Genomic DNA, 20,825 nt, shown 5'->3' with positions numbered 1-20,825 from the left:
GGAATCCACAGCATGCCAGAAACCGCCACCCGGACGGAACGACCTCGTCCGCACCACACCGAGTTCCGGGTCGCCTTGGCCCTACCGCGTCGCGGTCCGGCGGGGATCTTCGGGCTGGAATGCCACGCGGCGGCCGAACTGGCCGCTGCGGAGATCGACGCCGCCGGTGGGGTCGCAGGCCGATCGGTGCAGTTCGTACACGTGGACGCCGGCGGCGATCCAGCCGCGGTGGCGGGCAGCATCCGGGACCTGGTGGACGCCGGCTCGGTCGATGCCGTCACCGGGTGGCATCTGTCCAATGCCCGGCAGGCCATTGCCAAGGTGGTCCGTGGCCGGATTCCCTACGTGTACGCCGCGGCGTACGAGGGCGGCGAGCGCAGCGACGGCGTGCTGTGCAGCGGTGAGGTGCCCGGCGACCAGATCATCGCCTCCCTGCGCTGGCTGCGCACCGAACTGCGGCTACGCCGGTGGTTCATCGTGGGTAACGACTATGTGTGGCCGCGCGGCTCGGCGGCGGCCACCCGGGCCGGGCTGGCGGGCACCGACATCTCGATCCTGGGTGAGCGGTTCCTGCCGCTGGGTGTCGATGATCCGCACGGCTGGGATCGGGTGCTGGCCGATATCGCGGCGGCCGATCCGGACGGCGTCGTCACCCTGCTGGTGGGATCCGATGCGGTGCGCTTCAACAGGGCCTTCGCCGAGTCCGGCCTGGACGCTACGGTCACCCGCTTCAGCCCGTTCACCGACGAGACCGTGGTGCTCGCCAGCGGAAGCCCCGCGACCAGGAACCTGTTCATCTCGGCGGGCTGGTTCGCCGGTTTGGCTTCGGCATCCGCCGCGGAATTCAGTGCCGGGTTCAGCCGGGCCTTCGACCTGGTCAACGGGACCGGCCCGATCGGCGAGTCGGCAGCACCGCAGCCCGGAACCATGGCCGAAACGACATACTCCGGTCTGCATCTGCTCGCCGGGATCGCCACCACATCGGTGCCCACCGTCGAAGACGCTCGCCGCGCGTTCGACGGGTGGGGCTGGGATTCACCACACGGACCGGTCGACCTTCGCCGGGGGGCGGCCCGGCACCCGGTGCACCTCGCGGTGGCGCGCGGTGTCGAACTCGACGTCATCGCCAGGGTCCACTGACCGAGAGGTCATACCCGACCGGCACGATGAGGCCATGGACACCTCCCCGTCGCTTCGCTCGCCTGTGCCGACTACTCGCACCGAGGCGCAGGCCATCCTCGAACAGCTCGCCGGGCCGACTGCGGTTCTGCGCGACGACCAGTGGATCGCGATCGAGGCGCTCGTGGTGCAGCGCAGACGGGCGCTGGTGGTGCAGCGCACCGGCTGGGGCAAGTCCGCGGTGTACTTCATCGCCGCCAAGCTCTTGCGCGCCGAGGGCCGCGGCCCGACGGTCATCGTGTCCCCGCTGCTTGCGCTGATGCGCAACCAGGTGGCCGCGGCGGAGCGGGCCGGCGTCAAGGCCGCCACGATCAACTCCAGCAATGTCACCGAATGGGACACCGTGCATGAGCGGGTGAATGCCGGCGAGCTCGACGTCCTGCTCGTCAGCCCGGAACGCTTGAACAATCCCGACTTCCGGGACGCCGTGCTGCCCGCGCTGGCCGCCGACGCCGGCCTGGTGGTGGTCGACGAGGCGCACTGCGTCTCCGACTGGGGCCACGATTTCCGGCCGGACTACCGGCGTATCCGCACGTTGATCGCCGAGTTGGGCTCCGATGTCCCGGTGCTGGCCACCACAGCCACAGCCAACGACCGGGTGGTCGCCGATGTGGCCGCGCAGTTGGGCGTCGGCGGTGGGGACACCCTGGTGCTGCGCGGCGGGCTGGACCGGGAATCGTTGAGACTGTCGGTGGTGCAGGCCGGCGGTCCGGCTCAGCGCGCGGCATGGTTGGGAGCACATATTGATTCGCTGCCCGGATCGGGCATCGTCTACACCCTGACCGTCGCCCAGGCCCACGATGTCGCGACCCTGTTACGCGACCAGGGGCACGCCGTGGCCGCGTACACGGGCGCCACCGAAGCCGCCGAACGCGAGCAACTCGAGGCCGACCTGTTGAACAACAACGTCAAGGCGCTCATCGCCACCTCGGCGCTGGGGATGGGTTTCGACAAGCCCGATCTCGGCTTCGTCGTCCATCTGGGCGCCCCGTCCTCACCGATCGCCTACTACCAGCAGGTGGGCCGCGCCGGTCGCTCGACCGCCAGCGCCGAGGTGATCCTGTTGCCCGGGCGCGAGGACGCCGACGTGTGGCGCTATTTCGCGTCGGTGGCCTTTCCGTCGGAAGCCATGGTGCGACACGTGATCGACGCGCTGGAACCGGACCGGGCGCTGTCCACCGCCGCGCTGGAACCGTTGGTGGACCTGAACAGGTCCCGGCTGGAGATGGTGCTCAAGGTGCTCGACGTCGACGGTGCCGTGCGCCGGGTGAAGGGCGGTTGGATCGGCACCGGGCAGCCCTGGGAGTACGACGAACCCCGTTACCGCCACCTCGATGAGGCACGCAAACGCGAACAGCAGGCCATGCTCGACTATCAGAGCACCACGGATTGCCGGATGTCCTTCCTGCGCAAGCAACTCGACGATCCGGAACTCGGACCGCAGCCGTGCGGTCGATGCGATAATTGCGCCGGGTCGTCCTTCGATGCCGATGTGGACGCCGCTGCCGCCGCGGCGACCAGAGAACAGCTGATGCGCCCCGGCGTCGAGATCACCCCACGCAAGCAGTGGCCCACCGGATTGGTAAAGCTCGGTATCGAGCAGTCCGGAAAGATCAACGACGGACCCGCGCCGGGCCGCGTCATCGGCAGGCTCACCGACCTGGGGTGGGGTGCCCGGCTGCGCAAGCTGCTCGACGACCCCGATGCGGAGGTGCCCGATGAGATGATCACCGCGGCCGTCGCCGTGCTCAAATCCTGGAACTGGGCGCAGCGGCCGACCGCGGTGCTGGCGCTGGATTCGGTCAGTCACCCGGTGCTGGTCAGGTCGCTGGCGGCCCGGCTGGCCGAGGTCGGTCGGCTGAACAACCTTGGTGTGCTGCAGTATTCGCCCGAGCACCGGCCGGTGGCCGCCGCCAACTCCGCCTATCGGGTGGCCGCGCTGCACGGCGCGTGGACGCCGCCGCCCGCGATCGACGGCGATATCGTGCTGTTGGTCGACGACATCACCGATACGGGTTGGACGCTGACGATGGCGGCCCGGTCGGTGCGGGCGGCCGGCGCGGCCGATGTGCTGCCCTTCGCGCTGGCCTCCGTCAGCTGACTACCGGGCCGGGAAGGCGATGAAGATGTCGCCGAGCCACACTCCGAAACCGTTGTTGCCCGGGTTCCACACCACCGGCAGTGGGCCGCCGGGAACCGGGTAGCCCACGGGTAACAGGTCCACCGGTGGAAGCCAGAACGGCGGCAGACCGGCCCGCACTGGATCGCCCCAGTGCCCGGGTGGCACGCCGTAGAACGGCCCGGGTGCCTGCTTCACCTGCCCAGGCGGACCGAAGGGATTCTGTCCGGGCGGATCGCCGGGCAGCCAGACGTCGTCCTTGCCCGGATCGGCGCCCACGGCGCCGGCGGAGGCGAACGCTCCGAGGCTCAGTGCCACTGCTGTGGCCAGACCCGCTGCAACTGTCTTGATCTCCACGATGAACTCCTCAGATTCGGATTTCTCGAAGACCCCCAGACTCCGGGAAGGCTACCCGGCGCGCCGCCAACCGAAACCGGTCTACCAGCGCGCCTTGGAGCCACTCAGGGACCGGGTGACCGCATCCGCGGTCTTGACCAGGGCCGACGCCCGGTCGGCGATCTCGTCGTCGGTGATCGCGTGCCCGATCTGCATCGTGGCCACCATCACCTGGCGTTGATGATGGTCGTAGACCGGGGCGGCGATGACGCTGATGTCATGGCGGGCCTCAGGTCCGTCCTCGCCGCGCAGGTAGACCCGCTCGCCGATATCGGAGACCAATTCGCCCAGCAGGGCCCGCAATTCGTCGGGCAAGGTGTTCGACATGCCCGCCATCAAGGCGTACAGCCGCCGTCCGCCGGGGGTGAGTCGTTCCACCAGGTACCCCGCGGCGCGACACTCGGCGATCACCCGCTCGAAGCGGTCGGTATCGGTGCGCAACGGAATCGTCGGTTCCTTGTGCAGCCAGTCGCGGACCGCGCGTTCGTCCCACAGCACGAACATCAGTCCCACCGGCGGAGCGAACGGATAGCTCTGTCCGACCCGCACGGTGGCCGGTGAGGCGGACGGTGCCACCAGTTCGAGCAGAGTGATCCGGTCGTCGACCACCCCGGACAGCGCGGCGGTGGCGCCGTAGGTCTGCGACAGCAGGCGCAGTTCATCGCGGGCAGACGGGCTGACCCGCAGCGATTCCTGCGCGAGATGGCCGAGGGTGATCAGCGCCGGTCCCAGGCGGTAGGTCTTGTCCCGGCCGGACTCGCCCGAGTCGCGCACCAGATAGCCGGCCTCGGTCAGCGAGGTCAGGATGCCCAGGCAGGTCGGCTTGCTCAGTTCGACGCGCCGCGCCAGCTCGGACAGCCCGAAACGGTCATGCGGATGGCGGGCCAGAAACGCCAGTACGGCGATCACCCGCTCGGTGGGCGGCGATGCCCGGCCGGATGGTTGTGGGTTGGACATGCTGCGCTCACCTCGGAACGTTGACTCGAACTAGAACGCGTTCTAGTCTCGGAACGGAAACTCTACCACTTCGGTCCAATATTGGACCGAGAGAATGGAAGCCGATGTATTCACAGCCGTTGGCGGAAGCCATCGCCGAGGCCGAGCGTCTGGTCACCGAGGCGCCCTTCATCGAGTCCGAGGCCGACCTGCTGGAAGGTCTGCAATATCTCGCCGGCTGCATCGCGGCCTGCACGCATGTCGCCTTCGACTACGACCGCGATCACCCCTTCCTGCACAGCGGAACCGGGCCCTTCACCAAGATGGGCCTGGACAATCCCGACACGATGTACTTCGGCACCCGGGTGCAGCCCGGCCATGAATATGTCGTCACCGGCCGGCGCGGCACCACCACCGATGTCAGTTTCCAGCTGATCGGCGGGGAGTACACCGATGAGGTGGTGCCCGACAGCGAGACCGCCTTCGACGACCGCAAGCTCGACATCGCCGCCGACGGCACCTTCGAGTGGCGGTTCACCCCGGACAAGCCCGCGCAACTGGTGATCCGGGAGGTCTACAACGACTGGTCGGCCCAACGCGGCACCTTCGCCATCGCCCGCGCCGATACCGAGGGCACCGCGCCGCCGGCGCTGACCAAGGAACTCATCGAGAAGCGCTACACCGTCGCGGGAAAGCAGCTCATCCAGCGGGTGAAGACCTGGCTGCAGTTCCCCAAGTGGTTCTATGACAACCTGCCGGTCAACACGCTGACCGCGCCGCGGCTGACCCCGGGTGGGCTGGCCACCCAATACTCCTCGGTCGGACACTTCGATCTCGCGCCGCAGCAGGCGATCGTCATCACGCTGCCGGTCACCGATGCGCCCTACCTCGGCTTCCAACTGGGCAGCCTCTGGTACATCTCGCTGGACTACATCAACCATCAAACATCGCTGAACGGCACTCAGGCGCAGGCCGATCCGGACGGCAAGATCCGCATCGTGGTGTCCGATGCCAATCCCGGCGTGACGAACTGGTGCGAGACACTCGGGCATCCCAAGGGCTATCTGCAGTTCCGCTGGCAGCGGGTGTCGCGGGAGTTGACCGAGGCTGACGGGCCGACCCTGCAGGTCGTCGATGTGGCCGAGGTCCCCGATGTGCTGCCGTACTACGCGTCGAACAAGATCTCGGATGAGGACTGGCGGCAGCGGATCGCCCTGCGCCAGAAGTTGATCGGCGAAAGAATGGTGGGTTGACCATGGCGGGTTTGTTGCAGGACAAGGTTGTCGTCATCAGTGGCGTGGGTCCGGCACTGGGCACCACGCTGGCGCGGCGGTGCGCCGAGGAGGGCGCCGACCTCATCCTGGCCGCCCGCACCGTCGAGCGCCTGGAGGATGTCGCCGGTCAGGTCACCGCGCTGGGCCGGCGTGCCCTGGCGGTCGGCACCGACATCACCGACGAGGCGCAGGTCGCCAATCTGGTGTCCACGTCGATCGCAGAGTTCGGCAAGGTCGACGTGCTGATCAACAACGCGTTCCGGGTGCCGTCGATGAAGCCGTTCGCCAAGACCAGTTTCGACCACATCCGCGACACCATCGAGCTCACCGTGCTCGGTGCGCTGCGGCTGATCCAGGGTTTCACCCCCGCACTCACCGAGGCGAAGGGTTCGGTGGTCAACGTCAACTCGATGGTGGTCCGGCACTCCGATCCCAAACAGGGTGCGTACAAGATGGCCAAGTCGGCGCTGCTGGCCATGTCGCAGTCGCTGGCCAGTGAACTCGGTGAGGCCGGAATCAGGGTGAACTCCGTGCTGCCCGGTTACATCTGGGGTGGCACCTTGAAGAGCTACTTCGAGCACCAGGCCGGCAAGTACGGCACTACGGTCGATGAGATCTACAAGGCGGCGGCCGCCAGCAGCGATCTGAAGAAGCTGCCGACCGAAGACGAGGTGGCCTCGGCCATCCTGTTCATGGCCAGCGATCTGTCCAGCGGTATCACCGGGCAGACGCTGGATGTCAACTGCGGGGAGTACCACTACTGATGAGCACATCTCGTACCAATGTAGGCACCGTCGAGGACCTGCACGCCTCGGCCGTGAAGGCTTGCGGGCTCGATGATTTCGGCTCCGACGACGACAACTACAAAGAGGCGCTGAGCGTCCTGCTCGAGGCCTACCAGCGCGATGCCGATCTGACCGAGTTCGGCAGCAAGATGCAACGCTTCTTCGTCCGCAACGCCCTGGTGGCCCGGCTGGTGTCGGAGGCGGCGTTCAAGCAGTACCCGCAGCACGCCGACGTGCCCATCGAGCGGCCCATCTTCGTGACCGGGCTGCCACGGACCGGCACGACCGTGATCCACCGTCTGCTCACCGCGGATCCGCGGCACCAGGGTCTGGAACTGTGGCTGGCCGAGTTCCCGCAGCCCCGCCCGCCGCGCGAAACCTGGTCGCAGAATCCAGTTTTCCAGCAGCTCGACGCGCAGTTCAGCAAGGCGCACGAGGAGAACCCGGAATACACCGGTCTGCATTACATGACCGCCGACGAGGTCGAGGAATGCTGGCAACTGTTGCGTCAGTCGCTGCATTCGGTGTCCTACGAGACGCTGGCGCACATTCCCACCTATTCGCGGTGGCTGGCACAACAGGACTGGACCAAGTCGTACCAGCGCCACCGCCGCAATTTGCAGCTGATCGGACTGAACGAACCCGAGAAGCGCTGGGTGCTCAAGAATCCCAGCCATCTTTTCGCGCTGGACGCGCTGCTCGCGACCTACCCGGATGCGTTGGTGGTGCAGTGTCACCGGCCCGCCGAGACCATCATGGCCTCGATGTGCTCACTGGCCCAGCACACCACCGAAGGATGGTCGAACAGCTTCTCCGGCAAGGTTATCGGCGAAGACTCACTGGAGACCTGGTCGCGCGGCCTTGAGCTGTTCGATACCGAACGCGCCAAGCATGATCCGGCCCAGTTCTGCGACGTGGACTACTTCGAGTTCATCAAGGACCCGGTCGGTGCGGTGGAAGGCATCTACCGTACTTTCGGCATCGACTTCACCGACGATGCCCGGCAGGCGATCTCGGCCAGCCACGCGGAAAGCAAGAAGGGGCCGCGCGCGCCGAAGCACACCTACTCGCTGAGTGACTACGGGTTGACCGACGAGCAGGTCAGGGCGCGCTTCAAGGGGCTGTAGCGGGTCAGCCGTCGCCGGGGGACGGTGCGCTGGATATCTCTTCCAGACAGCCCTCGGCGATGGCGTGCCTGATGCTGTCGGTCAGCCGGTGACACGACTTGGCGCGTGCGGGATCACCACCGGTCGAACGGATCTCATCGAACACCGCACAGCGTTTGGCGGCCTGCCCGTTCCACTGCACCGCGGTGTGTTCGGGGCCGAGCTTTTTCACCTGAACGGTCGCGTGACAGAACCGGCAGTCCACCGAGGCCAGCCCCGAGGTCAGATACCGTTCCTTGTCGCGCGCGGTGGCCTCGTGCACCGCTGCGGCGCGCTGCGGATCGGAACCGAAATCCGGTGCCTTGGACCAATTTCCGGTACTGGGACGAGGATCGGGATGTCCGTGGCCGTCATCGTCGTCGTGCCCGGCCAGCAGCAGCATCGAGCGGGCCAGACGATCGACGTCGGGCGTCTGGGCCTGCTCGTTGCCGGCGGTCATCAGCTCGACTGCTCCGCCGATTCCTTCTGTTCCGCCTGCTTGAGGTTCTCCTGCTGCTGCAGATTCTCCTGAACCTCGACGGCCCACTTCTCATTCGCGGCGGTGGTGTCGACCTCCATCTCGAACCGGTCGGTCATCTCGGGGGTGACATCGGCGACGTCGACATAGAACTGCTGGTACCAGCGGCGCATCTGGTAGACGGCGCCGTCCTCCTCGACCAGCAGCGGATTGTCGATGCGGGTCTTGTGCTTCCAGATCTCCACGTCCTGCAGGAAGCCCTTGGACACACCCTCGGTGAACACCCGGGCCAGCTTGTCGGTGGTTTTCTCGTCGAGGCCCTTGGGCTTCTCGACGATGACACCCCACTGCAGCATGAACGAATTCTGGCTGACCGGGTAGTGGCAGTTGATCAAGATGGATTCGGCCTTGAAACCGCCGTAGTTGTTGTGCAGCCAGTTGATCATGAAGGACGGCCCGAAGTACGAGGCCTCCGAATCCAGGTGTGCCTCACCGTAGGTGGTGCCGAGATCGCTGATGTCCGCGCGACCCACATTGTGCAGGTACTGGCTGGCGATGTGGCCTTCGAAGACGTTCTTGAAGTACGTCGGCAACCCGTAGTGGATATAGAAGAAGTGCGCCATATCGGTGACGTTGTCGATGATCTCGCGGCAGTTGGAGCCCTCGATGAGCATCGTGTTCCAGCGCCACTCGGTCCACTGGTCGTCGGCGGCCTCGGGGATCTCGGGGATGCGGACCTCGGGTTGCGGCGGATTGCCCTCGGCGTCGTGCCAGACGAACAGCAGGCCGCCGCGCACGTCGGTCTCCCAGGCGCGGGTGCGGGCCAGTCGCGGTGTGCGCTTGGCGTAGGGCACCAGCTTGCACTTGCCGTCCCCGCCCCAGCGCCAGTCGTGGAACGGGCACGCCACGGTGTCGCCCTTGATGGTGCCCTGGGCGAGGTTGCCGCCCATATGTCGGCAGTAGCCGTCCAGCACCTTCAGGTTGCCTTCGGAGTCGGCGAACACCACCAGCATGGTGCCGAAAATCTCGACGCCGTGTGGCTCGCCGTCCAGGAAATCCTTCACTGGTCCTAGGCAGTGCCATCCGCGTGCGTAGCGGTCGGGCAGGTCGCCGGTGTCGATTTCACGAATGCCGGCAGTCTCGGTAGTCACGGTGGGCCTCCCGTATCTGGTCTCTCTAACTAGAACACGTTACAGTTTTGTGCCGCCTTCGCGCAACGTAACCACTGCTACCTGCAAGGACCACGCTGTATATGTAGACGATGCCGGTTTATTCGTTCGAAGGCCGTATACCCAGAATCGATCCGGAGGCATTCGTGGCTCCCACCGCGACCCTGATCGGTGATGTCACGGTCGAAGCGGGCGCCTCGGTCTGGTTCAACACGGTGTTGCGCGGGGACTTCGCGCCGATCGTCATCCGCGCCGGTGCCAATGTGCAGGACGGATCGGTGCTGCACGCACCGCCGGGGATTCCGGTCGACGTGGGGCCGGGAGCCACCATCGGGCACGCCTGTGTGGTGCACGGCGCCCATATCGGTGCCGATGCCGTGATCGCGAACCACGCCACGGTGCTTGACGGGGTGATCATCGGCGCCCGCAGTCTGGTGGCCGCGCATGCGCTGGTGGTTCCGGGCACCAAGATCCCCGATGAAGTGGTGGTGGCCGGGGCGCCGGCGAAGATCCGCGGCCCGGTCGCGGGGACCGGCGCCGAGCAGTGGGTGAAGACCAGTTCCGAGATCTACCGCGAGCTGGCCCGGCGCTACCGCGCCGGGCTCAAGGAGCTGTGAGCGCTACTGCTCGTTGTCGGCGAGGCCGACCCGCAGCGCGATCTGCTGCATCTTGCCGACGTTGGTGACGAACGGATCGGTGGTGACGTCCCCGTCGGCGCTCTGGAACTCGAGTCGGACGAGGGCGGGACCCGCAGTGAACAGCAACAGCGTGACAGCCTTGTCCTCATCCGGGCGGGTGCCCCGGATCACGACGCCGCCCTGGCCGACCCCCATCGGCTGCGGATCGCCGGACACCTTCCTGGTGTTGACCGCCTGCTGCAGCGCGGCCGCGGCGGCTGCGTCGTCGGGGTAGATCAGCACGGTGTCGATGATGGCGCGGGTGTCCTGCTCGTTGACGAAGAAGGCGCTCGCGCCGGCGTGGCCACCGGGCGAGGGTTCGCGGGACCGCTCCACGAAGGTGTCATCGGCGTCGGTGAGGTCGCCGGCGGTCAACAACAGATCGCGGTAGTCGGCGGCGGCGGGTGCGACGGACGTCGACGTGGGCGTGGAGCTGGTGGTGAACGCGGGCAGCGTCGGTGCCGGAGCGCTGGTGGCGCCACCGGGTTCGGTGGGCGCACAGGCGCTGACGGTGACGATGAGCAGGGCGGCGGCGGCGAAGTGTGATCGGGACAACATATATGTGAAACTCAACAGCTCTTTTGGGTGTGCGGAATGAAATCGCCTACCACGGTACGCGACTCGGTCTGTCACACCGGGTGCGCGCTGGCTGCCGCCTTCTCCAACTCCCAGTACGCCCGCAGTGCGGCGATCTTGCCGTCGGCGTCCACCCGGTAGGTGAACACGCCCTCGGCAATGACCCGGTAGCCGCTCGAGACGATCACGATGTGTCCCGTGTTGGCTTCCTCGTCGCCGCACACGTAGGTCTTGTCGAAATGGAACTCCAGCCGGCTCGGTGCGATCGCCATGTCGAAGAACTTCGCGATCGCCTCCTTGCCGCGGTGCCCTTTGCCCTCCGGGTCGAAATGCGACGGGCCGATCGGGTCCTCGACGACCGCATCCTCGGCGAACAGGTCGAGCCAGGCCTGCTTGTCGCGGGCGACGGCCGCTTCCCGCGACCGTCGGCCCGCCAGGGTCACCGGGGCGGTCATCAGGATTTGGCGGCCGGTTTGTCGCTGGAGACGACCCACATCGAGTAGTACTGTGCGCCGCCGCCGTAGGCGTGACCGAGGGCCTTGCGTGCGCCGGGCACCTGGTGGTCACCGGCCTTGCCCATCACCTGGATGGCCGACTCGGCGAACCGGATCATGCCGGATGCGCCGATCGGGTTCGAGGACAGCACGCCACCGGAGGCGTTGAACGGGATCCGCCCACCGATCTCGGTCTCGCCGGCCTCGGTGAGTTTCCAGCCCTCGCCCTCGGCGGCGAAACCGAGGCTCTCCAGCCACATCGGCTCATACCAGGAGAACGGGACGTAGACCTCGGCGGCGTCGATCTCGTCGATGGGTGAGGTGATCCCGGCGTCACGCCACAGCGCGGCCGCGGCATCGCGGCTGGCCTGCGGGTTCACCTGATCGCGACCGGCGTAGGCCAGTGGTTCGGTGCGCAGCGCGGTGGCGTGGATCCACGCCACCGGGTTCCCGTTTGCCAGATGCGCTTCTGCCGCTTCCTCGTTGCCGATCACCATGGCCGCCGCACCGTCGGACGACGGGCAGGTCTCGTCATAGCGGATCGGATCCCACAGCATGGGGGAGGCCATCACCTTTTCCAGGGTGATGTCCGGCTGGTGCAGATGAGCCAGCGGATTTTTCGCGCCGTTGAGCCGGTCCTTGACCGCCACGATGGCGCCGATGTGATCGGGGGCGCCCGAGCGCCGGATGTACGCGCGGATGTGCGGAGCGAAGTAGCCGCCCGCGCCCGCACCGACCGGTTTGGTGAACGGCACCGGAATGCTCAACGCCCACATGGCATTCGATTCCGACTGCTTCTCCCACGCCATCGTCAGCACGCGCTTGTACTTGCCCGACTGCACCAGGCTGGCCGCCACGATCGCGGTCGAGCCACCCACCGAACCGGCGGTGTGCACCCGGATCAGCGGCTTGTTCGTCGCACCGGTGGCGTCGGCCATGAACAGCTCGGGCATCATCACGCCCTCGAAGAAGTCGGGCGCCTTGCCGACCACCACGGCGTCGATATCGTCGAACGTCGACCCGGCGTCCGCCAGGGCCCGGTCGATCGCCTCGCGCACGAGGCCGTTCATCGACACGTCATGGCGCTTGGCGACGTACTTGGTCTGCCCGGTTCCCAGAACCGCGGCGAGCTGACCTGCCATGAGTTATTTCCCTTCCAGCACGGCGACGAGATTCTGTTGCAGCGCGGGGCCGCTGGTGGCGTGCGCCAGTACGCGTTGAGCGGAGCCGTCGAAGATGTGCTGAGCGGCGAAGCCGATGCGCTCCAGCCCGGCGGAGAACATCGGGTTGGCGGCAAGTGCGCCACCGGAGGGGTTGACCTTGGTCGATGCCCCCAGCCCGATCGCCTCGGTGAGGATCAGCTGCTGGTGGGTGAACGGCGCATAGATCTCGGCGACGTCGATCGAACCGGTATCGCCTCCTGCGGCCGCCTTGGCCGACGCCGCCGTCGACGGTGAGGTCGTCAGGTCGCGGGCACCCAGGATCGGCGTCTCGATGCGGTGCTCGATTCCCGTGATCCAGGCCGGGTTCTCCCGCAGCTCCCGGGCCCTGTCGCCGGCGGCCAGCACGATCGCGGACGCACCATCGGTGATCGGCGCGATGTCGTGGCGGCGCAGCGGGTCGGCGAAGTAGGGCCGGGACAGCAGCTCGTCGATGCTGCCGGTGACCTCTTCCCGGTCGGTGCGGCCGGCGGCGGCATAGGAATCCAGTGCCACCTGGGCCATCTGCTCGGCGGTCCAGGTGCCGGCGTCCAGGCCGGCGCGGGCCTGCAGGCCGGCCATCGACACCGAATCCGGCCACAGCGGCGCCACGGTGTAGGGGTCGGTCTGCATGGCGAGCACGCGGCGCAGGGTGCCCGCCGAGGACTTGCCGAAGCCGTAGACCAGCGCGGTCTCGACCTGGCCGGTCAGCAACTTGATATAGGCCTCGTACAGCGCCCACGCGGCGTCCATCTCGACATGCGACTCATTGATCGGCGGGATCGCGCCGATCGAGTCGATGGCCGAGATGAACGAGAAGGCGCGCCCGGCAAGGTAATCCGAGGATCCCGAGCACCAGAAGCCGATATCGGTCTGCTTGAGGCCGAGTTCGGTGTAGAGCTGGTGGAAGCACGGCATCAGCATCTCGACGCCGTTGGTGGTGCCGTCGGTGCGGCGGACGTGGGGCGCGTGTGCGAAGCCCACCACTGCGATTTCAGTCATCAGTTCGGGCCCTTTACAGGTGGTGCTTGTAGGTGTCGTAGTCGGCGTCGGGTTCGCCGGTGGGCTTGAAGTAGTCGATGTTGTCGATGCCCAGGCCCCACTCCTCGCGGGGCTTCCACACGGCCTGCACGCGCATCCCCATCCGCACATCGGCCGGGTCGATCTCGACCACCAGGTGCAGGAACGGAATATCGGCGCCGTCGAGCAACACATAGGCCGCCACATAGGGCGGCTTGATGCGCTGCCCGGGGAACGGGATGTTGATGATCGCGAAGGTGGTGACCGTGCCCACGTCGGGCAGCTCGAGGAACTCGTCGAGCGCCAAACCGGTTGCGGGATCGGCTTCCTTGGGCGGGAAGTAGACCTTGCCGGGCTTGCCGTCGCGACCGCTCCTGGTGCGGCCGCCGAGCAGCTTGCCCTCCTCGAGCGCCTTCAGGAAGGTGGTCTCGGGCAGCGACGCGGTGTGCTGGATCTCGATGAAGCTGGGTGTCACCTGCACCGTGACCGGGTCGCGGTCATCGGAACCGGAGGATGGTTCTACTGGTTCCTCTTGGTCGCCGGGCACGAAGCAGGCGATATCGGTGATCGCACCGACCGGCTCGTCGACCCAGTGCGCATGCACCCGGTCACCGGTCTTGATGGAGCCCTCCGGTGCATCCACCGCGTGCAGCAGTGGGGTGTCCGCACCGTCGAGTTTGATCAACGCCCAGGCGAACGGACGGTCCAGCGGCTGGCCCTCCAGCGGGGCCGGCTGCCAGGTCCACGACAGCACGGTGCCGACAGCGCTGACGGGCACGACCTCGGTCAGGGCCTCATAAGTGACCGGGTCATACTCAGCGGGTGGTACGTGCACCCGGCCGTCCGAACCGCGCACGCCGACGATGCGTCGCATCCGCAGTGCGGTGAAGAACTGGGATAGGAGTGGTCCGACTGAACGGGTGTAGTCGAATGAGAGCTTCAGTGGCGCCGAGAGGGGCCGCTCATGCTCGTCGATCTGCACCGGGCTGCTTTGGCCTGTGGTCACGGCATCGAGTAGAACAGGTTCTAAGAATGGTTTCAACCATGGGTCTGGAGGCGTCCTGAATGAAGCTCGGTTTGCAACTCGGATACTGGGGCGCGCAGCCGCCGGAGAACCACGCCGAACTCGTCGCCACGGCCGAAGCCGAGGGCTTCGACACCGTCTTCACCGCGGAGGCGTGGGGCTCGGATGCCTACACCCCGCTGGCCTGGTGGGGACGTGAGACCACGCGCATGCGGCTGGGCACCTCGGTGCTGCAGCTCTCGGCCCGCACGCCCACGGCGCTCGCCATGGCCGCGCTGACGCTCGACCATCTCTCCGGCGGGCGGCACATCGTCGGCCTCGGCGTCTCCGGGCCGCAGGTGGTCGAGGGCTGGTACGGCGCGAAGTTCCCCAAGCCGCTGGCCCGCACCCGCGAATACATCGACATCCTGCGCCAGGTCTGGGCCCGCGAGGCGCCGGTGCGCAGCGACGGCCCGCACTATCCGCTGCCGCTGACCGGCGAGGGCACCACCGGACTGGGCAAGAACCTCAAGCCGATCACCCACCCGTTGCGCGCCGACATCCCGGTGATGCTGGGCGCCGAGGGTCCCAAGAACGTGGCGCTGGCCGCCGAGGTCGCCGACGGCTGGCTGCCGATCTTCTACTCACCGCGCATCGCCGGCATGTACAACGAGTGGCTCGACGAGGGTTTCGCCCGCCCCGGCGCGCGCCGCACCCGCGAAACCTTCGAGATCTGCGCGACCGCGCAGGTCGTCGTCACCGACGACCGCCCGGCCATCATGGAGCTCATGAAGCCGCATCTGGCGCTCTATATGGGCGGCATGGGCGCCGAGGACACCAACTTCCACGCCGACGTGTACCGCCGGATGGGGTACGCCGAGGTCGTCGACGACGTGACGAAGCTGTTCAGGACCGACCGCAAAGATGAGGCGGCCAAGGTCATTCCCGACGAACTCGTCGATGACTCGGCAATCGTCGGCAACCTCGACTACGTCAAGGAACAGATCGTCGCCTGGGAGGCCGCGGGCGTGACGATGATGGTCGTCGGTGCGCGCTCCAGCGAGCAGATCAAGGATCTCGCCGCGCTGGTGTAGTTCGCCGACTAGACACTTCCTTGCAAAGTGTCTACTGCGCGCTCTAGATTGGGGCGCGTGACCCACGCCACATCGCAATACGTGATCGCGGGTGAAACCGTGACGATGCCCGTGCAGATCCGCCGGGCCACCCAGCACATGGCCATGTTCTCCGTCGACGCCGACGCCGCGCAGCGGATGATCGACTACAGCGGACTGCAGGTGTGCCGGTACCGGCGCCGGCGCGCCATGGTGATCCTGATGTTGATGCACTACGTCGACGGGGACCTCGGGCCGTATCTGGAATACGGCACCAACGTGATGGTGAACCCGCCGGGATCAACGGCCTCGGGGCTGCGCGCGCTGGGTGAGGCCGCGGCGTTCATCCACCACCTGCCGGTGGACGGCGCGTTCACCATGGAAGCGGGCCGCCATATCTGGGGATACCCGAAAGTCATGGCGGACTTCACTGTTCGATCGGGCCATAGCTTCGGCTTCGATGTCAGCGTCGACGGCCGGCACGCGGTGAGCATGGAGTTCGGCAGGGGGTTGGCGGTGCCCGCGGCGTTCACGTCGAAACCGCAGGTGCATCCGACCTACTCGCATCTGGACGGCGTCACCCGCGAAACGGCGGGGGAGATGCGGCTTTCGGGTGTGCGGTACCGGCCCGGTGGGGTGACTGTGCGGCTCGGTGGCCATCCGATCGGACGCGAGCTGGCCGCGCTCGGATTGCCCAAACGCGCCCTCGTCTCGAGCTCGGCGGAGAACGTACAGATGACATTCGGCGATGCCAAGGAGATTGCATGACTGGGGTTCTGGCGGGTCCGTCAACGAAAGCGCGGCCCGATGTGGACCTGGCCGACGGCCGGTTCTACGCCGACGGCACCACCGCGCGCGAGGCCTACCGGTGGATGCGTGCTCACGAACCGGTGTTCCGCGACCGTAACGGGCAGGCCGCCGCGGCCAGTCACGCCGCACTGCTCGACGCCGAGCGCAATCCTGAACTGTTCTCCAGCGCCGGGGGGATCCGTCCCGACCAGCCCGGCATGCCGTACATGATCGATATGGACGACCCCTCACATCTGTTGCGGCGCAAGCTGGTCAACGCCGGGTTCACCCGTAAGCGGGTGATGGACAAGCTGCCCTCGATCGGAAACCTGTGTGACGCCCTGATCGACGCGGTGTGTGAGAAGGGTGAATGCGATTTCGTCCGCGATATCGCCGCCCCGCTGCCGATGGCGGTGATCGGAGACATGCTCGGCGTGGCACCCCAGGAGCGGGACCTGCTGCTCAAGTGGTCCGATGATCTGGTGTGCGGGCTGAGCTCGCACGTCGATGAGGACACCATCAAGCTGCTGATGGACACCTTTGCCGCCTACACCGCGTTCACCATGGACGTGATCGGCAAGCGGCGCGCCGAACCGACCGACGACCTGTTCTCGATCCTGGTCAACTCCGAGGTCGAGGGCTCCCGGATGGAGGACGCCGAGATCGTCATGGAGACGCTGCTGATCCTCATCGGCGGTGACGAGACGACCCGGCACACGCTCTCCGGTGGCACCGAACAGATTCTGCGCCACCGTGATCAGTGGAATCAGCTCACCGCCGATCCCGAGAAGCTGCCGATGGCGATCGAGGAGATGCTGCGCTGGACCTCGCCGGTGAAGAACATGTGCCGCACCCTCACCGCGGACACCGAGTTCCACGGCGCTCAGTTGCGCAAGGACGAGAAGATCATGTTGATGTTCGAGGCCGCGAACTTCGACGAGGAGGTGTTCGGTGACCCGGAGAACTTCCGGATCGACCGAAACCCGAACAACCACCTGGCCTTCGGCTTCGGCACACACTTCTGCATGGGGAACCAGCTGGCGCGCCTGGAGCTGAAGATCATGCTGACCAAGGTGTTGCAGCGGCTGCCGGACCTGCGGCTGGCCGACGAGAACATGCTGCCGCTGCGGCCTGCGAACTTCGTCAGCGGGCTGGAATCCATGCCGGTGGTGTTCACCCCGACGAAACCGGTTGGGGCCTAACAGATCTCATCCGCGGCACCGGAGCATTCGAGCTCCGGTGACCCGTGGGCGTCGGTAGTGGCCGATGCGGCCCGCTGCAGCAGTCCGTACAACGCGGTCTGTTCCTCGCTGTCCATTTCCGCGAACAGTCGATGCTCCAGGCGGGCCAGTGCGTGCTCGACCTCGGCTAGTCGCTGTGCGCCCGCCGGCGTCAGCACGACGGTGTGGCGTCGGCGGTCCTGCGGTGACCGGCGACGCTCGATCAGCCCGGCCGATTCGAGTTCGTTGAGCAGTGCCACCACATTGGTCGGATCGATGCCGAGGCTGGCGGCGAGTGCGGTCTGGCTGTGTTCGCCGAAGTCGCGCAACAGGGTCAGTCCGATCACGTGGCGGGGGCGCAGATCGAACGCGGCGAGTTCGGACTCAGCGGCACCACGCAACCTGCGGGCGAGCAGGTCCAGTAACGGTCCCAGTAACTGGTCGTGCACCGGACTGTCACTCATTCGGGCAAGAGTACGGGAATGAACCAATCGATCCCGTGGTATAGATAATTTGTACTTTACAAACTATATGTAGGGGATCATCCATGCCGCACTTGCTTCACCTCGACTCGTCGGTCCAGGAGGACCGTTCGGTCAGCCGCCGTCTCACCGCACGCGCCGCAGATCGCTGGCGCGCCGCCCACCCGGCCGGAACGGCGACCTACCGTGACCTCTTCGCGGACCCGCTGCCCCACCTGGACCCGCGCACCTCGGCAACCCTGAGCGCGACACTGATTGACGAGGTCAAGGCGGCCGACACCGTCATCCTCGGCCTGCCGCTGTACAACTTCGGCCCGCCGAGCACCGTCAAGGCGTGGGTCGATCACATCGTCGCGGTCGGCCTCTCGATCGACGAGAACACCGGTGCGGGCCTGCTCGGCGGCACCGACCTGGTGGCCGTCGAGACCCGGGGCGGGGGCTACGGCCCCGGCACGCCCCGCGAAGGCTGGGATCATGCGCAGACCTGGCTGGCGCACGGGGTGTCCCTGACCGGGCTGCAGCCGCGTTTCGTCGTCGTCGAACTCACCATGGCCGAGACGAATCCTGCGATGGCCGATCTGCGCGGGCTGGCGGCGCAGAGCCTGGCGGACGGGCAGGAACAGATCGACCGGCTCTGGGAGCCGCGGTAGGGCGAGCGAGTGTCGTACCTTGGACCCGATGCGCATCGCGGTGGTGGAGGACGACGACGGCCTCGGCGAGGCGTTGGTCGATGCGCTGGCCGGAGTGGGCCACTCACCGGTGCGGATGCGTCGCGGTTCCGACCTGCTGCTCGGTCACCGTGACGTCGACCTCGTTCTGCTCGACCTCGGTCTGCCCGACGACGATGGGCTGACCATCCTGCGCCGGCTACGGGGAGTCAGCCAGATCCCGGTGGTGGTGTTGACCGCGCGTGATGACGAACGCTCCGTGGTGCGTGCGCTGCGCACAGGTGCCGACGACTACGTGGTGAAGCCCGCACGTCTGGGCGAACTACGGGCCCGAATCGAGGTGGCCGCCCGCCGCCGAGGCACTCCCATGGCAACGTCGGAACCCGACGTGGTCGAGGCCGGCGATATCGTCGTCGACCTGAGTGCCCGGCGGGTCGAGATCTGCGGTGCCGAGATCGGCCTTGCACCCAAGGAATTCGAGGTCCTGGCGTATCTCGTGGTCCGCCGCGGCCAAGCGGTCAGCCGGCAGGAGCTGATGGACGCGATCTGGGGTGACGCCTACGTGGCGATCTCGAGAAGTCTCGACGTCCACATGACATCACTTCGGGCCAAGCTGGGCAGACCGGACGCGATCGCGACCATCCGCGGGTACGGCTACCGGTGGAGTTCGTGACATGTGGCGGCGCGTCCTGCTGGTCCTCGTCGTCTACTCGACCATCGTCGTCGTCGGGCTGGCGGTGCCGCTGGCGGTGACGCTGGGGCGCGAACGGATGCAACGCTTGAGTGAGAACCGGATGGCCGCGGCCTCCTACTTCGCTGATCTCGCTGCACGCGAGCATGATTCGCGCGATCTCGAATTGCAGCAGGCGGTAGACCGCTACCACAGTCTCTACGGCGAGCCGGTGGTCATCGTCGGCAGGGACGGAGCACCGCGCGCCGCAGCCGGCATGGACGACATCTCCGGTGAGATCGCCGACGCAGTCTCCGAAGCGTTGCGCAACCAGCGCAGCCGCGCTCCTGACACCGTGATGCCATGGTCGCCGCGCCGGCTGCTGGTCGCAGTCCCGGTCGGCACCGGCACGCAGGTGGACGGCGCCGTGGTGCTGGCCGCCTCGACCGCCGCCGCCCGCGGTGAGGTCATGCGCGTGTGGGCGCTGATCGCCGCAGGTGCGGTGGCGTTGCTGTGCATCGCGTCGGCCATCGCCGTTGCGCTGTCGCGCTGGACAGTGCGGCCGGTGACCGACCTGGCCGACCGGGCGGCGTCGCTGCGACGCCGGGTGCGCGACCGGGCAGCGGCCGATCCCGTCGCCGGCGTCGAGGAACCGCCCACTGGTCGCTACGCAGGCCCGTACGAGGTGCGCCAACTCGCAGCCGCCTTCGACGCGATGGCCCGCGACGTCGATGCGGCCGCCGACGCGCAGCGCCGGCTGGTCGCCGACTCGGCCCACGCCCTGCGCAACCCGCTCGCCGCGTTGCGCATGCGGCTCGACATGCTGGGCATGGGGCTGCCCGAATCGTCGGTGGCCGCGCACCAGAAGGCGACCGTGGAGGTCGACCGTCTGACGAGCATCGTCACCGACCTGCTCGCCCTGGCCACCGCCGAGAGCCGTCCCGACGCCGACGATGCACCGGTCTCCACGGACGTCGGTGCCGCGATCATCGAACGCGTCGAGTTCTGGTCCGCCGCGCTGGCCGATGCAGGCGTCACCGTCGTCACCGATGCACCCGCCGACGTCGGCGCGGCCCTTCCTGCGCGTGACCTCACCGGGATCCTGGACATCGCGCTGAGCAACGTGGCGAAGTACAGCGGAGCGGGCGCGCGCGCCGAGGTCGTTGCCCGCCACGTCGGCGATGAGGTGATCCTCTGGGTTCAGGACGATGGCCGCGGCGTATCGGCGCAGGATCTCCCGATGGTCGCGACCCGTTTTTTCCGCGCCGCCAACACGGTCGGTCAGGGCACCGGTCTCGGTCTGGCCATCGCCCGCGCCCTCACCGAACGCGCCGGTGGATCGCTTCGCGTCAGCGCGGTGCCGACCGGGGGGTTGCGTGTCGAGGTGCGATTGCCCGGCGCCGACGGCACGCAGAATTCGTCCTAAGGGAGTGT

At 67.2% G+C, this 20,825-nt stretch carries 22 protein-coding genes; 12 read left to right on the top strand and 10 right to left on the bottom strand.

Annotated features, from left to right (window positions below):
* The first annotated feature begins 12 nt into the window (after positions 1 to 12).
* Entirely contained in the window at positions 13 to 1,140 is a 1,128-nt protein-coding gene (locus C6A86_RS25135) for a substrate-binding domain-containing protein (RefSeq protein ID WP_105363984.1), read from the top strand.
* A 34-nt stretch (positions 1,141 to 1,174) separates the two neighbouring features.
* Positions 1,175 to 3,280 carry a RecQ family ATP-dependent DNA helicase gene (locus C6A86_RS25130; protein ID WP_105363985.1) on the top strand — a complete coding sequence of 702 codons (2,106 nt, stop codon included), beginning with the start codon at positions 1,175 to 1,177 and terminating at the stop codon, positions 3,278 to 3,280.
* On the opposite strand, the gene C6A86_RS25125 is transcribed toward C6A86_RS25130, so the two are convergent.
* Both C6A86_RS25125 and C6A86_RS25120 read right to left on the bottom strand, forming a co-directional pair.
* Complete coding sequence (locus C6A86_RS25125; RefSeq protein WP_105363986.1) at positions 3,281 to 3,655, bottom strand: hypothetical protein; 375 nt, start codon at positions 3,653 to 3,655, stop codon at positions 3,281 to 3,283.
* A gap of 81 nt (positions 3,656 to 3,736) precedes the next feature.
* Entirely contained in the window at positions 3,737 to 4,651 is a 915-nt protein-coding gene (locus tag C6A86_RS25120; RefSeq protein WP_105363987.1) for an IclR family transcriptional regulator, read from the bottom strand.
* A 104-nt stretch (positions 4,652 to 4,755) separates the two neighbouring features.
* On the opposite strand from C6A86_RS25120, the gene C6A86_RS25115 reads away from it, so the two are divergent.
* The 3 genes from C6A86_RS25115 to C6A86_RS25105 are packed head-to-tail and all read left to right on the top strand — an operon-like array spanning position 4,756 to position 7,816.
* Positions 4,756 to 5,883, top strand: coding sequence for a hypothetical protein (locus C6A86_RS25115; RefSeq protein ID WP_105363988.1), 1,128 nt, complete (start codon positions 4,756 to 4,758; stop codon positions 5,881 to 5,883).
* A gap of 2 nt (positions 5,884 to 5,885) precedes the next feature.
* A complete protein-coding gene (locus C6A86_RS25110; RefSeq protein ID WP_105363989.1) occupies positions 5,886 to 6,668 on the top strand; it encodes an SDR family oxidoreductase in 783 nt (260 codons plus the stop codon).
* Positions 6,668 to 7,816: a sulfotransferase gene (locus C6A86_RS25105; protein ID WP_105363990.1), complete on the top strand. Its 1,149-nt coding sequence runs from the start codon at positions 6,668 to 6,670 to the stop codon at positions 7,814 to 7,816. Before C6A86_RS25110 ends, C6A86_RS25105 begins: the two co-directional genes overlap by 1 nt.
* A 4-nt stretch (positions 7,817 to 7,820) precedes the next feature.
* Here the strand turns inward: C6A86_RS25105 and C6A86_RS25100 are convergent, their stop codons facing one another.
* Together C6A86_RS25100 and C6A86_RS25095 are read right to left on the bottom strand one after the other, a co-directional pair.
* Positions 7,821 to 8,294, bottom strand: a complete 474-nt coding sequence (locus tag C6A86_RS25100; protein WP_105363991.1) for a hypothetical protein — start codon at positions 8,292 to 8,294, stop codon at positions 7,821 to 7,823.
* A complete protein-coding gene (locus C6A86_RS25095; protein ID WP_105363992.1) occupies positions 8,294 to 9,463 on the bottom strand; it encodes a Rieske 2Fe-2S domain-containing protein in 1,170 nt (389 codons plus the stop codon). The genes C6A86_RS25100 and C6A86_RS25095 overlap by 1 nt, the downstream gene beginning before the upstream one ends.
* A gap of 110 nt (positions 9,464 to 9,573) precedes the next feature.
* Between C6A86_RS25095 and C6A86_RS25090 the strand changes: the two genes are divergently transcribed.
* Complete coding sequence (locus C6A86_RS25090) at positions 9,574 to 10,098, top strand: gamma carbonic anhydrase family protein (protein ID WP_105363993.1); 525 nt, start codon at positions 9,574 to 9,576, stop codon at positions 10,096 to 10,098.
* A 3-nt stretch (positions 10,099 to 10,101) separates the two neighbouring features.
* Here C6A86_RS25090 and C6A86_RS25085 read toward each other — a convergent pair whose 3' ends face one another.
* The 5 genes from C6A86_RS25085 to C6A86_RS25065 are packed head-to-tail and all read right to left on the bottom strand — an operon-like array spanning position 10,102 to position 14,453.
* Positions 10,102 to 10,731: a hypothetical protein gene (locus C6A86_RS25085; protein ID WP_233213055.1), complete on the bottom strand. Its 630-nt coding sequence runs from the start codon at positions 10,729 to 10,731 to the stop codon at positions 10,102 to 10,104.
* Positions 10,732 to 10,787: 56 nt separating this feature from the next.
* Complete coding sequence (locus C6A86_RS25080) at positions 10,788 to 11,189, bottom strand: nuclear transport factor 2 family protein (protein ID WP_105363994.1); 402 nt, start codon at positions 11,187 to 11,189, stop codon at positions 10,788 to 10,790.
* Complete coding sequence (locus C6A86_RS25075) at positions 11,189 to 12,370, bottom strand: thiolase domain-containing protein (RefSeq protein ID WP_105363995.1); 1,182 nt, start codon at positions 12,368 to 12,370, stop codon at positions 11,189 to 11,191. The genes C6A86_RS25080 and C6A86_RS25075 overlap by 1 nt, the downstream gene beginning before the upstream one ends.
* A gap of 3 nt (positions 12,371 to 12,373) precedes the next feature.
* Positions 12,374 to 13,429, bottom strand: coding sequence for a thiolase domain-containing protein (locus tag C6A86_RS25070; protein WP_199196249.1), 1,056 nt, complete (start codon positions 13,427 to 13,429; stop codon positions 12,374 to 12,376).
* A gap of 13 nt (positions 13,430 to 13,442) precedes the next feature.
* Positions 13,443 to 14,453 carry a Zn-ribbon domain-containing OB-fold protein gene (locus tag C6A86_RS25065; RefSeq protein ID WP_105363997.1) on the bottom strand — a complete coding sequence of 337 codons (1,011 nt, stop codon included), beginning with the start codon at positions 14,451 to 14,453 and terminating at the stop codon, positions 13,443 to 13,445.
* Between the two features lie 59 nt (positions 14,454 to 14,512).
* Here C6A86_RS25065 and C6A86_RS25060 point away from each other — a divergent pair, with 59 nt between their 5' ends.
* The 3 genes from C6A86_RS25060 (at position 14,513) to C6A86_RS25050 (ending at position 17,553) form a co-directional block, all read left to right on the top strand.
* Positions 14,513 to 15,544, top strand: coding sequence for an LLM class F420-dependent oxidoreductase (locus tag C6A86_RS25060; RefSeq protein ID WP_105363998.1), 1,032 nt, complete (start codon positions 14,513 to 14,515; stop codon positions 15,542 to 15,544).
* 105 nt (positions 15,545 to 15,649) lie between these two features.
* Entirely contained in the window at positions 15,650 to 16,330 is a 681-nt protein-coding gene (locus tag C6A86_RS25055) for an acetoacetate decarboxylase family protein (RefSeq protein WP_105364007.1), read from the top strand.
* Positions 16,327 to 17,553, top strand: coding sequence for a cytochrome P450 (locus C6A86_RS25050; RefSeq protein ID WP_105363999.1), 1,227 nt, complete (start codon positions 16,327 to 16,329; stop codon positions 17,551 to 17,553). The genes C6A86_RS25055 and C6A86_RS25050 overlap by 4 nt, the downstream gene beginning before the upstream one ends.
* On the opposite strand, the gene C6A86_RS25045 is transcribed toward C6A86_RS25050, so the two are convergent.
* Positions 17,550 to 18,035 carry a MarR family winged helix-turn-helix transcriptional regulator gene (locus C6A86_RS25045; protein WP_105364000.1) on the bottom strand — a complete coding sequence of 162 codons (486 nt, stop codon included), beginning with the start codon at positions 18,033 to 18,035 and terminating at the stop codon, positions 17,550 to 17,552. The genes C6A86_RS25050 and C6A86_RS25045 overlap by 4 nt on opposite strands.
* Positions 18,036 to 18,118: 83 nt before the next feature.
* On the opposite strand from C6A86_RS25045, the gene C6A86_RS25040 reads away from it, so the two are divergent.
* Genes C6A86_RS25040 through C6A86_RS25030 form a run of 3 tightly spaced genes read left to right on the top strand, consistent with a single transcriptional unit; the run spans position 18,119 to position 20,817 of the window.
* Positions 18,119 to 18,703, top strand: a complete 585-nt coding sequence (locus tag C6A86_RS25040; protein WP_105364001.1) for an FMN-dependent NADH-azoreductase — start codon at positions 18,119 to 18,121, stop codon at positions 18,701 to 18,703.
* 28 nt (positions 18,704 to 18,731) lie between these two features.
* Positions 18,732 to 19,394: a response regulator transcription factor gene (locus tag C6A86_RS25035; protein ID WP_105364002.1), complete on the top strand. Its 663-nt coding sequence runs from the start codon at positions 18,732 to 18,734 to the stop codon at positions 19,392 to 19,394.
* Between the two features lies 1 nt (position 19,395).
* A complete protein-coding gene (locus tag C6A86_RS25030; protein ID WP_105364003.1) occupies positions 19,396 to 20,817 on the top strand; it encodes a HAMP domain-containing sensor histidine kinase in 1,422 nt (473 codons plus the stop codon).
* Positions 20,818 to 20,825: the final 8 nt, after the last annotated feature.

It is taken from the genome of Mycobacterium sp. ITM-2016-00316 (assembly GCF_002968335.2).
Lineage (GTDB): Bacteria > Actinomycetota > Actinomycetes > Mycobacteriales > Mycobacteriaceae > Mycobacterium.
The sequence above is the reverse complement of the archived record's forward strand: the minus strand, read 5'-3'. Positions and strand labels throughout refer to the sequence as shown.

Coding starts and splice junctions, on each gene's coding strand:
- C6A86_RS25050 (WP_105363999.1), top strand. CDS start 16,327: ATGACTGGGGTTCTGGCGGGTCCGTCAACGAAAGCGCGGCCCGATGTG.
- C6A86_RS25070 (WP_199196249.1), bottom strand. CDS start 13,429: ATGACTGAAATCGCAGTGGTGGGCTTCGCACACGCGCCCCACGTCCGC.
- C6A86_RS25040 (WP_105364001.1), top strand. CDS start 18,119: ATGCCGCACTTGCTTCACCTCGACTCGTCGGTCCAGGAGGACCGTTCG.
- C6A86_RS25035 (WP_105364002.1), top strand. CDS start 18,732: ATGCGCATCGCGGTGGTGGAGGACGACGACGGCCTCGGCGAGGCGTTG.
- C6A86_RS25115 (WP_105363988.1), top strand. CDS start 4,756: ATGTATTCACAGCCGTTGGCGGAAGCCATCGCCGAGGCCGAGCGTCTG.
- C6A86_RS25080 (WP_105363994.1), bottom strand. CDS start 11,189: ATGACCGCCCCGGTGACCCTGGCGGGCCGACGGTCGCGGGAAGCGGCC.
- C6A86_RS25135 (WP_105363984.1), top strand. CDS start 13: ATGCCAGAAACCGCCACCCGGACGGAACGACCTCGTCCGCACCACACC.
- C6A86_RS25030 (WP_105364003.1), top strand. CDS start 19,396: ATGTGGCGGCGCGTCCTGCTGGTCCTCGTCGTCTACTCGACCATCGTC.
- C6A86_RS25075 (WP_105363995.1), bottom strand. CDS start 12,370: ATGGCAGGTCAGCTCGCCGCGGTTCTGGGAACCGGGCAGACCAAGTAC.
- C6A86_RS25100 (WP_105363991.1), bottom strand. CDS start 8,294: ATGACCGCCGGCAACGAGCAGGCCCAGACGCCCGACGTCGATCGTCTG.
- C6A86_RS25105 (WP_105363990.1), top strand. CDS start 6,668: ATGAGCACATCTCGTACCAATGTAGGCACCGTCGAGGACCTGCACGCC.
- C6A86_RS25055 (WP_105364007.1), top strand. CDS start 15,650: ATGCCCGTGCAGATCCGCCGGGCCACCCAGCACATGGCCATGTTCTCC.
- C6A86_RS25110 (WP_105363989.1), top strand. CDS start 5,886: ATGGCGGGTTTGTTGCAGGACAAGGTTGTCGTCATCAGTGGCGTGGGT.
- C6A86_RS25130 (WP_105363985.1), top strand. CDS start 1,175: ATGGACACCTCCCCGTCGCTTCGCTCGCCTGTGCCGACTACTCGCACC.
- C6A86_RS25045 (WP_105364000.1), bottom strand. CDS start 18,035: ATGAGTGACAGTCCGGTGCACGACCAGTTACTGGGACCGTTACTGGAC.
- C6A86_RS25120 (WP_105363987.1), bottom strand. CDS start 4,651: ATGTCCAACCCACAACCATCCGGCCGGGCATCGCCGCCCACCGAGCGG.
- C6A86_RS25060 (WP_105363998.1), top strand. CDS start 14,513: ATGAAGCTCGGTTTGCAACTCGGATACTGGGGCGCGCAGCCGCCGGAG.
- C6A86_RS25090 (WP_105363993.1), top strand. CDS start 9,574: ATGCCGGTTTATTCGTTCGAAGGCCGTATACCCAGAATCGATCCGGAG.